General features: G+C 40.0%; 14 protein-coding genes and 1 pseudogene. 5 read left to right on the top strand and 10 right to left on the bottom strand.

What is annotated here, in order from left to right; all coding sequences use genetic code 11:
* Positions 1-35: 35 nt before the first annotated feature.
* A complete protein-coding gene (locus AACU25_RS15065; RefSeq protein WP_096576888.1) occupies positions 36-296 on the top strand; it encodes a hypothetical protein in 261 nt (86 codons plus the stop codon).
* A 44-nt stretch (positions 297-340) separates the two neighbouring features.
* On the opposite strand, the gene ggt is transcribed toward AACU25_RS15065, so the two are convergent.
* Positions 341-2,119, bottom strand: a complete 1,779-nt coding sequence (ggt, locus tag AACU25_RS15060) for a gamma-glutamyltransferase (RefSeq protein ID WP_096576886.1) — start codon at positions 2,117-2,119, stop codon at positions 341-343.
* Between the two features lie 120 nt (positions 2,120-2,239).
* Complete coding sequence (locus AACU25_RS15055; RefSeq protein WP_321206742.1) at positions 2,240-3,523, bottom strand: tetratricopeptide repeat protein; 1,284 nt, start codon at positions 3,521-3,523, stop codon at positions 2,240-2,242.
* Positions 3,524-4,501: 978 nt separating this feature from the next.
* On the opposite strand from AACU25_RS15055, the gene AACU25_RS15050 reads away from it, so the two are divergent.
* Together AACU25_RS15050 and AACU25_RS15045 are read left to right on the top strand one after the other, a co-directional pair.
* Positions 4,502-5,056: an alpha-glucosidase domain-containing protein gene (locus AACU25_RS15050; protein ID WP_321206743.1), complete on the top strand. Its 555-nt coding sequence runs from the start codon at positions 4,502-4,504 to the stop codon at positions 5,054-5,056.
* A complete protein-coding gene (locus AACU25_RS15045) occupies positions 4,974-5,186 on the top strand; it encodes a hypothetical protein (protein WP_339382115.1) in 213 nt (70 codons plus the stop codon). Before AACU25_RS15050 ends, AACU25_RS15045 begins: the two co-directional genes overlap by 83 nt.
* A 7-nt stretch (positions 5,187-5,193) precedes the next feature.
* Here AACU25_RS15045 and AACU25_RS15040 read toward each other — a convergent pair.
* The 3 genes and pseudogenes from AACU25_RS15040 to AACU25_RS15030 form a co-directional block, all read right to left on the bottom strand.
* Positions 5,194-5,475 (bottom strand): annotated as a pseudogene (locus AACU25_RS15040) (transposase); the annotation flags it as partial.
* Positions 5,476-5,557: 82 nt separating this feature from the next.
* Positions 5,558-6,001 (bottom strand): winged helix-turn-helix domain-containing protein, encoded by a 444-nt coding sequence (locus AACU25_RS15035; protein WP_190445813.1) that lies wholly within the window; start codon positions 5,999-6,001, stop codon positions 5,558-5,560.
* 38 nt (positions 6,002-6,039) lie between these two features.
* On the bottom strand, positions 6,040-6,360 hold the full coding sequence (locus AACU25_RS15030) for a helix-turn-helix domain-containing protein (protein ID WP_190445814.1): 321 nt from the start codon (positions 6,358-6,360) through the stop codon (positions 6,040-6,042).
* 305 nt (positions 6,361-6,665) lie between these two features.
* Between AACU25_RS15030 and AACU25_RS15025 the strand changes: the two genes are divergently transcribed.
* Entirely contained in the window at positions 6,666-6,821 is a 156-nt protein-coding gene (locus tag AACU25_RS15025) for a lmo0937 family membrane protein (RefSeq protein WP_096576876.1), read from the top strand.
* A gap of 128 nt (positions 6,822-6,949) precedes the next feature.
* On the top strand, positions 6,950-9,526 hold the full coding sequence (locus AACU25_RS15020; protein ID WP_096576874.1) for a U32 family peptidase: 2,577 nt from the start codon (positions 6,950-6,952) through the stop codon (positions 9,524-9,526).
* A gap of 602 nt (positions 9,527-10,128) precedes the next feature.
* On the opposite strand, the gene AACU25_RS15015 is transcribed toward AACU25_RS15020, so the two are convergent.
* The 5 genes from AACU25_RS15015 to AACU25_RS14995 form a co-directional block, all read right to left on the bottom strand.
* Complete coding sequence (locus AACU25_RS15015; protein ID WP_096576872.1) at positions 10,129-11,292, bottom strand: cysteine desulfurase family protein; 1,164 nt, start codon at positions 11,290-11,292, stop codon at positions 10,129-10,131.
* A gap of 67 nt (positions 11,293-11,359) precedes the next feature.
* Positions 11,360-11,494: a hypothetical protein gene (locus AACU25_RS15010; RefSeq protein ID WP_321206745.1), complete on the bottom strand. Its 135-nt coding sequence runs from the start codon at positions 11,492-11,494 to the stop codon at positions 11,360-11,362.
* Positions 11,495-11,536: 42 nt separating this feature from the next.
* On the bottom strand, positions 11,537-12,892 hold the full coding sequence (locus AACU25_RS15005; protein ID WP_190445815.1) for a DNA sulfur modification protein DndB: 1,356 nt from the start codon (positions 12,890-12,892) through the stop codon (positions 11,537-11,539).
* A 31-nt stretch (positions 12,893-12,923) separates the two neighbouring features.
* Positions 12,924-13,484 carry a hypothetical protein gene (locus AACU25_RS15000; RefSeq protein WP_096576869.1) on the bottom strand — a complete coding sequence of 187 codons (561 nt, stop codon included), beginning with the start codon at positions 13,482-13,484 and terminating at the stop codon, positions 12,924-12,926.
* 76 nt (positions 13,485-13,560) lie between these two features.
* Positions 13,561-14,361 (bottom strand): phosphoadenosine phosphosulfate reductase family protein, encoded by an 801-nt coding sequence (locus AACU25_RS14995; RefSeq protein ID WP_096576867.1) that lies wholly within the window; start codon positions 14,359-14,361, stop codon positions 13,561-13,563.
* Positions 14,362-14,378 lie beyond the last annotated feature (17 nt).

The raw sequence follows: 14,378 nt of genomic DNA, 5'->3' as shown, positions 1-14,378 counted from the left end.
ATATGCAATATATGCTTAAAGCAAAGGAGTTTACCATGCAAGGACAAATGTGCTGGTTATCTAGTTTAGGTGCTGATGGGGAGAAAATCTTGCATTTGCAAGTTTCACCTAATCAGCCTTGGCGGCCATACAACGCTTGTAGGGAATATGCTGTTCCCGATTATAAAATACCCGGTGGTTCTAAAGGTTGGGCAACTTATCAAAAATTGCTGAAGGCTGGCTGGACTCTTGTACCCAGTGCGCGTGCCAACGAGTTTGTCAATAATTATTCCGATTCAATCATCCAAAATCAATAGTCCACAGTTCATCCTGAAAACTGTGGACTTAAATTTATGAACATTCAATAACCGATAGCGGCACCTTCACCGCGAGGATCGGCTGCTCCCTCTAAATTGCGATCTGTGGTTACTACAATCGCATTAGCATTACCCCAAGGAGTTGTTTCCTTGATGTTATGTCCACGTCGGCGCAACTCTTGTAAAGTCAGAGCATCCAAACCCCAAGGTTCTACTCGCAACTCATCGGGAAGCCACTGGTGATGTATGCGCGGCGCAGAAACGGCTGCACCAGCATCCATGCCATATTCCAACACGTTAAGGATAACTTGTAATACTTGAGTGATGATCGTACTACCACCAGGCGCACCTACAGCCATTTTTAACTGACCATTTTCAGTGACAATTGTAGGTGTCATGCTAGATAACGGCGTTTTGCGAGGTGCGATGGCGTTCGCTTCGTTACCAACTAAGCCAAAAGCATTAGGTACACCAGGTGCAGCAGCAAAATCATCCATCTCATTGTTCAGCACAATTCCTGTTCCAGGTGTCACGACACCTGCACCAAAACCAAGGTTAATTGTAAATGTCAAACTAACGGCATTGTGCTGTGCATCTACAACTGTTAAATGACTAGTTTCTGGCGATTCCGAAAATTTTGGATGACTTCGTTGCGTTAAACCTAATGGTAAAGCCTGACTAAACTGTTGTAGTGTTTTTTGGTCTATCGGCTTGATCTGTGTCGAAGGTTTAGCAACTTCCATGTTAATTTCTTGACGGCGTTTTTTAGCATAGGGGGTGCTAATTAGTTGCTGTACAGGTACTTTCACAAAATCAGGATCGCCTAAATATTGGGAACGATCTGCGTAAGCTATTTTCATTGCCTCTACCATCAGATGTAAAGCATCGGGGTGATGCCAGCCCCAAGATTTTAAATTGCTGTCCCCAATGATGTTTAAAATCTGCAATAGGTGAACTCCTCCCGAAGAAGGTGGTGGCATTGAGCAGATTTTAGCTTGATGAAAATTGCCACAAATGGGAGTCCGCCAAATCGGTTTGTAGGCTTTTAAGTCTGCCAAAGTAATTAAACCACCATTTTTAGCCATATCTGCAGCGATCGCTTGAGCAATATTACCTGTGTAAAAACTTTGGGGATTTTGAGCGATCGCTTCTAGAGTTTTGGCTAAGTCACGCTGCACCAACCTTTCCCCTGGCTGATAATATTCACCATTGCGAGTAAAAATTTCTCGCGCTGCTGGGTTGCTAAGAATTACTTGCTTACGATTTGCCAGAGCTGGCAAAGAACGGTAAGTTAGCAAAGGACTGATGATAAAGCCATCTTTGGCGAGTGCGATCGCAGGTTTTATCACCTCTCGCCAAGGCAGCTTACCATAACGGCGATGCACTTCATACATTCCTGCCACCGTTCCTGGTGTCGCTACTGCCAAATAACCGTTGATACTTGCATTCGGACGCACCTTACCTTGTGCATCTAAGTAAAGATTTCTTGTAGCCTTGATGGGTGCGCGTTCCCGAAAATCCAGCGCTTTCATTTCGCCAGTTTTTTCGGAATGCATCAGCAAAAATCCACCCCCACCAATTCCTGCAGAAAAAGGCTCAACTACAGAAATTGCAAAGGTTGTGGCTACTGCTGCATCAACTGCATTCCCACCTTTGCGTAACATCGAAATCCCTGCATCGCTCGCTAAGGGATGTGCTGATACCACCATCCCTTGTTTACTGCGTAAGGGTATAGTAAAGGCAGCTGATACAACTTGGCTAGGAAGCAGAACGCTCAGAGAAAAGATGGTAAATGCAACGCGCTGCAATTGAGAATTACGCACTTTTATACCATTTAGCTTAATGTGATGCTTTGCAATTTCTCATAAAATGTCTATATTGAAAAGTATCTTTTGTAATATTTGTAGGATGCGTTACGCCGAAGGCTAACGCATCGTCTATAGTTATAACTTCAATCCTAATTTATCCATAAACTTTAACATCTTTTGGATTTGATATTTATCTCCTAAAATCTGATAAATTTTATATGCATAACGGTAATAATAAATAGCTTCTTCAGAATGATGTAGTCTCTGGAGATTATTCCCTAAAGTCAGAGATATTTTGGCTGCTTCTCGATGATTTTTCTGAGCTTGAGCGAGGATAAAAGCAGACTGTAAAAATCCCATCGCTTGAGAGAATCGCGCTGATGAATAATATATATAACCAAGATTAAATAATAGCTGTTGCTGATTTTGCTGATTTCCCATATCTTGCAAAAGATTTACAGATTGCTGATAAGGTGCTAAAGCACAATCCTGTTTCACTAAATGATGATGTGTAACACCAATTGCATTAATACTTAAAGATTCAATATTGTATTCTCTTGCTGGCTCAGATAAATTCATTTTGTTGGACAAATCACTTAATCCGTGCAAAATTACACTGCGGACTCTGGACTCGCCTAGTTCATCAGAAATATTTAGAGAAGTTGTCAAACAATCTATTGCTTGATGATAATCATGCAGTGCTTTATATGCCTGTCCTAGAATGTTAAAGCTAATCATCACCAGGCTTTGATTATCAATAGCTTTCGCTAGCAACAGTGATTTATTACAAAAATTGATTGCTTGGTGCCACTCTTGTAATTGGAGATAAATACCAGCTATATTTCCTAGGGCATCGCCTATAGCTTTGATATCCTCCATTTCTTGAGCAACTAACAAAACTTTCTGTTTATATCTTAGGCATTCTTGGTAATTACCTAGACACTGATAAACATTGGCTAGAGAATCCAAAGCACTTTTCTGGCAAATGCGTTGATTTATTTCGTAACTAATAGCTAACTGATTTTTGAAATGCTCAATTGCTATTTCAAACTGTCCCAAATTTTGGTAACTAGTTCCTAAAGCTGATATTCCGGCGATGTGTAAGACTCTGTTCTCAGTCTCACAAGTAATTTTGACTAATTTTGTAAAATACTTAATCGCATCATAGTCTTGTCGCAGTTGAAAATAACAATTACCTATATTGTATAAAGCTATTTCTTGCCAATCTTTAGCACCCATCCGCTGAGATAAGGCAAGAAGCAGCTTATGATACTCTAAAGCTTGTGCAAAGTTAAATAGTTTTTCGTAAATAGCTGCTAGCTGGCTCAAGCAAGTGAGTTCTTCCTGTAAAGCGTGACTGCGGCGACTAATTGACAGCCTCTCCAAGTAATAAGCAAGCCGCTTACGCAGGAGGTGCATGAGATGTTGTTCATCTTCTCCCAACATATTGAGTAGAAAGTATAGTTTTTAACTTAGGTAAAATTTGACTGTATAAATATCCAGTCAAACATGATTACAGTAATACGTAACATGTTACTGGTAGCATTTGATAAATAGATTTGGTAAAGATTTTCTATTTTTCATATAAACTTTAAATTTTCTTACTCAAGCCTTTAATAGCAAATGCTATTTAAAGTATATATTCAGACAGAAAGGATTACAAGTCCATCGTATTTATACTTAAATAAGTGGCATTTGTTCAGGAAAATACCAGTTTTAAATCACACATTACTTATGACATACAAAGTCTTTAGAAGTTCCATAAGATGGCAAAAAAGCACAAACTGAGACTTTTATTATTGTAGTAATAAAATAGCAATTATCAAATTTATCTACTGAGTCTCTGGGAAATAGATGCTTTTGTGACAGCTACAATTTTTTACTACATACTGAACTATTTTATAGCTAATTTAAGCTAAATAGCTAATTAAGCTGGAAAATAAGCCTTAAGTAACTAAATTAAATTAATGCAAAATATTAGGCATAGGTGCTTAGGCTAGCTTTTAAATTGTTTTTCTTCCAGAAAAGAGGCTGTGTATAGCGACGCTGAGGCATAGCGTTAACGACATATTTTGCAATTTTCAACTTTAATCTGGAGTTTTTTCTTCCAACCTAAGAGAGATGCGGAATCTTAGGGTTGCTTTTTTTAATTAAATATCAAATATAAATACCACCCAAGATCAATTAACTTTTTGCCTGAAATTAGCAAATCATTGAAGAGTTGGCTGGGCTAAAGGGATGATAAATTTTTCAGGCTTCAAAATCAAGAGTTGCTGTTTGATATAAATTGCGATCGCCTGTGAAAGCAAAATTTTACAATTCAGCTTGAGCTAACTGATAACGGGTTCAAACTTCCTCAAAATATTGAAGATTAATGTATCTTGGAGCATATTCCTAATGGATAGATTCAAGCAAATCAAATTAAAATTAAAGTTTTTATTTGGTTCTCTCTTCTATACAAGTTATGCTCCCAAAGCATTTTTGTACACACGTCAACGCAATAGCATAGAGTGTGAGTTTATTAAGCTACCCACAGAACCAGGTTTTGATCAACCAGGAAAATTACTCCGAGCTGAAGCAAAAGCTAGGGGCGCTAACTTCTATTTTGAAATGGCAGAGTTAGAAGTTTGTTTTCTTACGGAAGATTTAGTCAGAATTAACTGGAAACCGGGAATACCCCCGATACCCTACGGAATTCAACACCATGAATGGCCGGAAGTAGCAAACAACTTGGAACAAACAGAGAATAACTACTCTGTTTCCAGTCATGCGCTCAAAGTAATTGCTGAAATAGATGGTAGCCTAAAATTTTGCGATCGCTCTGGGCAAGTTATCCGCGCTACCACCCCAATGCAAAAGCGAAGGCTGGATTCATCAAGCACAACTGCGGACGGAAGAACGCATTTATGGCTTAGGGAAACGGGCTTCAACGCTGAATTTGCGCGCCGCTAAAGATGAACAGCAACAAATTAAAATCTACCGAATGTGGAACTACGATGCGGCGGGAATGTATCCTCCAGGTTCCGATCCCATGTATCTCTGCATTCCGGTATATCTAGGGTTAAATTCTCTTGGTAGCTAAACCTCGTCTATGTTGAAACCCGTAGTTTTTCCTCGTCAGAGTCAAGGTGATTTTTCACCCACAAGCGATCGCTAATTTCAAAGGGGTGAGAATTAATATCTTGTTCAAATAAAAGAACCCGTTCAATCAGTTCTGTAGAAGATTGATAGCATGTATGGTAGGTAACATCTTCACGTAACCACTGCCACAGGTGTTCAACAGGCATAAAATCAGGGCTATAAGCAGGTAAGGGTTCTAGGTTGATTTGTAAAACTGATAATACTTCTTTGACCGCTTGTGCCCTGTGATAAGGAGCACCATCCCTTCAGCAGAGTCATGTCGCGCTCGGGAAATTCAGTCCGAAGATGTTTTAAAACATCAATCGTGTTGAATTAGTCAGCTTTGAGGTAAGGAAAAATCCTAACTTTGGCATAGTTGTAAACATAGATTCCATAGAACGAAACCTTCTCTCTTCCAGGGGAGCTAGAACTAACCCAAAAACGTTCACCTTTGATTGACCAACCATAACCTTCATCACTATCAAGATGAATGTGGGCTTCGTCAATGAAAATTAGTAAATGACCATTATGCAGAGCATCATCCAGTAAGCCTTGAAGTCTTGCTAGAAATTCAGCACGTTTTTTACTATTAGCTTTATTCAAAAGTTTACGTGCTTTTTTCCAAGAAAAACCTAAATTTTTCAGGGTTTTACGCACTGATTCACGGCAACACTTGAGATGAAATTGCTTTTCTATCCAAGTTACTAACCGCTTTAATGTCCACCGTGGCAGTTGTGCTTGATTCTGTTGTCGGTGTTGAGGTGGTATTGCTGCCAATTCTAGGGCTTTGCGGATTTCCGAATCGAGTGCTTTGTCTATCTGTGGTGAAAAAGGGGGGTATAACCACCTGTATGCCGATATTTGAGTGTTTCCGCGCCTGAACGATTATAACGATGTACCCACTCCATTATGGTCTGAGGGTTACGTCCTGTTGAGCGACCTACTTGTGTCGCACTTTTTCCATTACATATCTCATATAGTGCCATTAAACGCTCACGAGTCCTAGCATGTTCTGCTTTTAAGGCTTTTTCTCTTAAGATTGAGGCACTCTCATTCCAGCGATCGCATTCTACTTTGAGCATTTCTGTTTTATTTTTTACCACACCCACATATCTAAAGTAATATGTTTTCTGCAAAAACTCCAGTTTTCAAGATGGATGAGGTTTATATAAGTTAATTGCTGAAATTACTGGCGTAGAAAAGAAACAGCAAACGACTAGGTAAATATTTTAGTAAAAATAAATCGGTACAAGTTCCCGACCGACTACTATACTGGCTTCTTAAGTTATAAGCCTTAGGATTTCTCGTTTGGCTGTTATCTATTACTATCTGATAAAAATCTATCAATATAAATAGCCGTAATTCATCCGCAAGATAGTTAACTATAAATTGAATAGGTCTCTAAAATTTTATTCAAATACGCAGTTTATAGGAAAAAACTATGCTTGGTGTACTTTGGACTGTTGCAGTTGTACTTTTTATCTTTTGGGCTTTAGGATTAGCATTGCATATTGCAGGCAACATAATTCATGTATTGTTACTTTTGGCAATTGCGATCGCAATCTATAATTTCCTAAAATCACGCACCGCTTTTTAGTCATTTAGAGACAATTTATATCGAACCGCAGAGTGCGCTGGGGAAGAGAGATTAACAAAGCGATCGCCTCCTTTGCCCATGAACTTTAGATAGAATCACTATGGTGCTAGTTAAACTTTCCCAGCCTGATGAAAAGCGATCGCTCTTTGACTCCTCAACTCACTGTATCCACTCTGCAATGTCCAGAACTACTCGCACCAGCAGGTAGCTGGGATTGCGCGAAAGCTGCTGTCGAAAATGGGGCTGATGCAATTTATTTCGGTTTGGATCGCTTCAATGCGCGAATGCGGGCGCAAAATTTTACTGAGGCGGATTTACCAGAGTTGATGGCTTTTCTGCACCTGCGGGGTGTGAAGGGTTATGTCACTGTTAATACGCTGATTTTTCCGCAAGAGCTACCAGAGGTAGAGCAATATCTGCGCTCGATTATTGCTGCGGGTGTGGATGCAGTCATTGTGCAAGACGTGGGTATATGTCGTCTTATCCGTCACCTATCACCTGATTTTCCTATCCATGCTTCTACGCAGATGACAATTACCAGTGCGGCTGGGGTAGAATTTGCCCAGTCACTCGGTTGTCAGTTGGTGGTGTTAGCCCGTGAATGTTCCCTCAAGGAAATTAACAAAATTCACCAGCAAATACGCCAAAAAGAAACTTCTTTGCCTTTAGAAGTCTTTGTTCACGGTGCTTTGTGCGTCGCTTATTCCGGTCAATGTTTAACTAGTGAAGCTTTAGGTGGACGTTCTGCCAATCGGGGCGAATGTGCCCAAGCTTGCCGAATGCCCTACGAGTTAATAGCAGATGGGGAAGTAGTTAATTTAGGCGATCGCAAATATCTTCTCAGCCCCCAAGACCTTGCAGGGTTAGAAGTTCTGCCAGATTTGGTGAAGTCGGGAGTAACAAGTCTCAAAATTGAAGGGCGGCTGAAAACTCCAGAGTATGTGGCGAATGTTACCCGCGTTTATCGGCAAGCCTTGGATCGGGTGATGGAGGAATTAACAGCGAATACTCCAAAGGCGCGCAAACCCTCCCATGCTGCTGAAGAACAATACAACTTGGAAATGGCATTTTCTCGCGGTATCTACACAGGCTGGTTTAATGGGATTAACAACCAAGAATTAGTTCATGCGCGGTTTGGCAAAAAACGTGGGGTGTACCTAGGAGAAGTTACCCGCATTCGCAATGAACAGGTAACAATCACCCTAGAAGCACCAGTGAAAGCGGGAGATGGAATTGTTTTCGATGCCGGTCATCCCGAAGCCAAGGAAGAAGGCGGGCGAGTTTATGCAGTAGTACAGAAAGGTAAAGAAGCCGTGCTTACCTTTGGCCGCAGTGACCTCAACTTCCGCCGTGTGCATATAGGCGATCGCGTTTGGAAAACCAGCGATCCAGAACTAGATAAGCAATTACGTCAAAGCTTTGCGGGAGATAACCCCCAATTTCAGCGTCCCATTGACTTAGAAATTTACGGCGAAGTCGATCAACCACTAACTGCGATCGCCCGCGATGGACAAGGTCATGTTGTGCAAGTGGATTCGACAATACCGTTAGTAGAAGCGCACACCAAACCCCTAACTACAGAACGTTTGCACGAACAGTTAGGTCGCTTAGGTAATACCCCCTTCTGTTTAGGAAAACTAACCAATCATCTCAATGGTGCATTAATACTACCTGTAAGTGAGTTAAACCGGATGCGCCGAGAAATGGTGACGCAGCTAGAAGAATTACGCCGTCAACCCAAACGCTGGGAACTCAACGATCATGCTTCTTTACAAAACCTACTCCCCAAATCATCCCCTAAATCCCCCACATCTCCCTCACTTATCGTTTTAGTAAGGAACCTTAAGCAACTCCAAGCCGGACTCCAAGCCGGAATCCAAACACTGTACTGTGAATTTGAAGATCCCCGCTTTTATCGCGAAGCCGTGCAAATGGTAAGGCAAGAGGCAGGGGGCAGGGAGCAGGGAGCAGGGGAGAATATAAAAAATGCCCAATACCCCACCATCTGGGTTGCACCTCCGCGAATTACCAAACCCGGGGAAAATTGGATTTTGCAACAAGTACGGGACTCCCAAGCAGATGGCTATTTGGTGCGGAATTACGATCAACTGCAGTTTTTTACCCAAGACCGTTGTGTTGGAGATTTTTCGCTGAATGTTGCAAACGCCTTAACCGCAGATTATTTTCACCAGCGCTATGGTTTGGAACGCTTAACCGCATCCTATGACCTGAATATTAGCCAACTCGAAGACTTACTTCATAGTTGTCCGCCCCAATGGTTTGAGGTGACAATTCATCAACATATGCCGATGTTTCACATGGAGCATTGCGTATTTTGCGCTTTTCTCTCCCAGGGAACAGATTACACTAACTGTGGCAGACCCTGCGAACAGCATGAAGTGAAATTAAAAGACCGTGTTGGTAGCGAACATGTCCTCAAAGCTGATGTCGGCTGTCGCAATACTGTATTTAACGGCACTGCTCAAACAGGAGCCGAGTACGTACAGCGCTTGATAGATTTGGGATTACGCCACTTCCGGATTGAGTTTGTCAATGAAACCCCAGCGCAGGTGAGTAAAACTATACATTGCTACAGTCAACTGCTTCGGGGAGAGATTACAGGTTCCCAACTCTGGCGGGAGTTGAAGCTGCAAAATCAGCTAGGCGTAACTCGTGGGCCGATGGGAGTTTCTGCACTCAGGTAGGGGACTTCCAAATAAAAAAATATCCCAGTATTTATTGTGGGGTGGACATCTTTTCAGTGGTGTCAACTTAAGCTAAAAGCTATACAGGGCGGACGTTGTACAAAAACCCTCGCCCTCATCCCCTAACCCCTTCTCCCTTGGGAGAAGGGGAATTAAATCTCTTGCTCCCCTCTCCCGGTGGGCTATCCATTACCCGGATCTTTCTCAACATTTACGAGAGTATTCACTCACGCTTTTTATAACCCTGATTCCTTCGTCATCAATTCTCAATAAAAACCTAATTTTAGCGAGAAGACTAAGAGTTAATCTGTCAAGTATGTTTGACACCTCAGTGTTCAAGATGCCCACAAAATAAGCATTTCAAGATTGTAAAGAAAGATGTGACTAATGGATAGCCCGGTGGGAGAGGGGTTGGGGGTGAGGGCAAAAACCTTGCAACAAAGCGGGTTTCGCGTTAAGTTGACACCAATGACATCTTGTCCGCCCAGTTGATATGGCGGGCAAGATACCCGCCCCACAAGATGGAATAACTTATTTCTTGGAAGTCCCTAACTTATTGTTAACTGTCAACTGTTAGCAGTCAGCACTCGAAAATGGGCAAGTTACACCAATAGAAGCCGATAAATTTCATTGACTGCGCTGATGATTACAGAAGATGCTGTTTCGATGTCTGCTTTGGTTGTAAATTTACCAATCCCAATTCTTAACGCACCCTCAATGATATTTTCTGCTAAATTCATCGCTTGTAAAACATGAGAAGGAGCAACAACACCTGATGAACAAGCCGCACCTGTAGATATGGCTAACTGATGGCGAACTCTCGCAATCATGGCACTATTAGGAATGCTAGGGATAGAAATATGCAAATTACCCGATAAACGGTTGTTTAAGTCTCCATTTACCACTAAATCAGGAATTTGCGCTTGGAGTAGCTTTTGCAGATGATCTCGCAAAAGTGCGATCGCAGTTTCATCTACTTCCATCTCCAACTGTCTCAATTTACAAGCTTCCCCTAAGCCAACTATTCCGGGTACATTCAGCGTACCTGATCGCATTCGCTGTTGATGTCCACCACCGTAAATCATCGGTTGCAGATGAACGCCGTTTCTCACCACTAACACACCAACGCCTTTGGGTGCATAAAGTTTATGTCCAGAAATCGCTAGATAAGTAATACCCCAGTCGTGGAAGTTGAGGGGAATTTTCCCGGCTGCTTGGGAAGCATCACATAAAAAAGGGATATTGTAGGAAGATGCGATCGCGCCGATTTTTTCTATGGGGTAAATTGTCCCTACTTCATTGTTCGCCGCCATCACACAAAGTAAGGAAGCACCATCAGTACAGACTTTTTCCAGATGTTCTAAATCAATCTGCGCTTGTTTATTGACTTTTAACCAAATAATTTCCGCCAGTCCTTTGTTAGCTAATGCTTTGCAGGTATCTAAAACGGCTTTGTGTTCGACTGGAGAAACAATTATTTTTACAGGAGTATTTTGTTGTGCAATTTGTCCTTGAATTGCTAAATTAATACTTTCTGTTGCACCAGATGTAAATATAATTTCCTTGGGTGAGGCGTTGATTAATTCTGCTATTTGTTGACGAGCTTGTTTAACTGTTTTTGCTGCTTCGTCTCCATAACCATGATCTACACTATTAGCATTACCAAAAGCCGTAGTCATATAGTACATGAATTTTTGGGCTACTCTCTGGTCAACGGGAGTAGTTGAATGGTAATCGAGGTAAATTATGTTATTTTGTGTAGTCATAGGTTAAGAAACTCTTAACATTAACGTAGCATCATCTCTAGTGCATCGTGCGTGGTTTTAGCGCACCTTACTCCTGAAAACTGTGTTTACTAGGATGAACTAAATTAGGTTCTAGGAGTTTGAGCAGATGAAAAGTTGCACTACCTAATAATTGCTGTAGTGTTTCTTCATCCGCTTTTGATAGTAAATCGTTGAAGTTCAATTAACACCTTTCATTTTTAATTCTTCGATAAACAAGTTATCGTTATTCGTTTTCCATAAATTCATTTTCTTCACTATCATCTTCACTCTCAGTAGAAGTATTATTTTGATTTCCAGACCATGCTATGGGTGATAATAGTGATGCTTTCTGATCTTCAATATTATCACGATATTTTTGTTTCAATTCTCGTACTTTCCATTTTATTTTTAATCCCAGAGAATGACTAATTATTGATACTAACAATTGTCTTTCAGATTGCGTACCCATAATTCTCTGTATTGATGGATTCCAAATAACTCTAACCCAAGGAGATTGATCAATATCCATTGATATATTAGTCATAATTGCTTCGATTGTATCTTCCATCGGTTTTCCTTGAATTAAGGCTAACTTGATTACCTCAGCAATAACAAATTGACCAATAGGACGAGCAAAAACACTTCCTCCTGCTATTGGCTTTCCCGTATTATCTAAAACTAAAATTCCTTCCGAATCCATACGTTTACGAATATCCCCTGGCTTTTTTCTTCCTTTTAAAATAGGTGTAAAACCAGGGCATTTTTCTAGCATTAGTATCCAAAGCTTTTCCAAAAAATTATAATAAGCATCAAGCTCATCATTAGAAGGTCTGAACTGTTTGAAGTTCTTATCAATCTCTAAACCACCTTCATACGCACTCAGCAAAATTTCATTAGTTTCATAAAAAGCCGCTAGCGTTGTAATATAAGGATCATGAGATTTAGCAGGAGATATTTGCTTAGAACCTAGACTAGTTAAAACTAATCCCTTAATAACTTCATTTTCCTTAACTAATCTACGACTAACAATAGCTATGCTATCATCTTCATCAATGGCGATATTCATACCTGATGATGTAGGTTTAGCCCGACGATTAAGTGTGGAAAATAATCTTCTAGTTCGCTCTAAACCTTCCTTTGTTTGCTCATGTTTAAGAATAATTACACTAATTTCTTCTTGAGCAAGGTCTGGATTTTTAGCAATTGCTTCTTGTATTGACTTTAACCTATGCTGACCATCTAAAGCATAGTAGATTTGGCTACCATCAAAACGTAATAATCCAAAACCATAGCTAGATTTATCTCTATCATCTATTAATTGATGTTCAGCTACTCGAACTGGTGAAAATTCTGGATCTCCCCCATAAACAGCTACAACTAACGCTCCATAAAATCGCTGAGATTCATTTAAAAGATAGGGAACCATCTCTTTTTGAACACGATCTTGTATTGCTCTTTGGATTAACTCATCTAAATCTTTATTTGCATGAATTTCTTCTGCAAGTCGGCATTCACGAGAAACTTTACCAAGCTTCATGACCGTTACATAATATTGCCAATCACCCATACGAGCTTTTAATGCTGGAACGTAATCTGCCATTAATTTTCTCCTTTTTAATAAATAATAGTAATTAGTCGAATGCTTTGCCCCATAATTTTTCACGAGAAGGAAATTTTTCATTACAGGGAGGTTTACAGCACATTAAAAGATGTTCTTCTACTGTGTCCACATAAATTCTTGGTAATTCAGACCACCAAAAAAATAGCTGATTACGGTATTTATTTAACATAAATACTAATTTTGAACGTCCCTTGATGTTGTTCTTTTCCCTTAAATAAGATTGAAACCTTTCTGATAAATATCCTGGTGCTGCTTTTCCAATATATAGAGGGATATGAATTGTGTCAGGAAATGGATCACCTAGTTGAATAGAAAAGCAATAAACTCCATGCTTTTCAGGAATCATCTGTTGAGATGCTGAAACAAATTTGCATTTTTCCCATTTCAACATTATTTTTCCCATAACTTTAGGGAAATCCTCAACGTATTGAGGTAGCCATTGAAGATTCAATTCGTACTCTTTCTCAAAATACCCAGAAATAGCATCTTTTTGAGTAGCAAAATCATATAAATCATTAGCCATTTTTGAAGCTTTATGTTTTATAGGAGATAAAATTACACCCTGAGACATAAATTATTGAGCGTATAATTCAAGTAAATAATTTCATAAATTATGGTTTGTATTATATTTACTAGATGAATCAAAATTACAAATGACAAGATAAGCAAGGTAACTCATCGTCCTGTTGATCTAAAATTATTTCTAATGATTCAAATAAAGGACGTTTAGGTGCTGCTTTTTTCTCTTGAGCCATTAACTTCTCATGTTGAGCAATAATTTCATCCTTGCGTTTTAGAAGTTCTAGCAGCGTCTCCCCATCTGTCCAAGTATAGGTTCTACCATCTTTATGATTAGTTTCATACTCAACAGCTTTTTGAAATAAATCAGGATGTTCCTGCGCCAACATTACCCATTCATACTTGCGTTGGAAGAAGCAGAAGAAACACCCAGAACGACTGCGCCAGCGATAATAATCAGGGAGTCCAATTCCACTTTCTTCTAATAGCCGAATAATATCAGCCCTAACTAAACCCTTTTCCTTAAACGGAAACACAGGTTTAATATTAGGTTTAGTGGAGATATAACCATCACGGTTTTCATCAGCACGAATGCCAATGTAACTAATAGCCTCATCATCTCCCACAAAATCCTCTAAAGGCTTAATTTTCATCTTGACGGTACACCACCGCATTTGGGGAGAAGGTAATAAACCATCATGAATAGCTAACCAATGGTCAAAGCCTCGGTTTTCACTAAGATAATGAATTTTAATCCCCAACCGTGCTTTGATGCGGTCAAGATATTCGTAAGTCTCTGGTAATTCTTTATGGGTATCACAAAAAAAATATTCCATCTCTGGAATTTCCTGATGCAGTAATACCGCTAAAGCAGTGCTATCCTTTCCCCCTGAAAGTCCTAATATGTGTCTAACTTTCTGCTTTGCCATGCTAATTCTTTAGTGCT

This window comes from Tolypothrix tenuis PCC 7101, from assembly GCF_963874875.1.
GTDB lineage: Bacteria > Cyanobacteriota > Cyanobacteriia > Cyanobacteriales > Nostocaceae > Aulosira > Aulosira tenue.
Note: the sequence above shows the minus strand (reverse complement) of the source record. Positions and strands in the feature narration are given on the sequence as shown.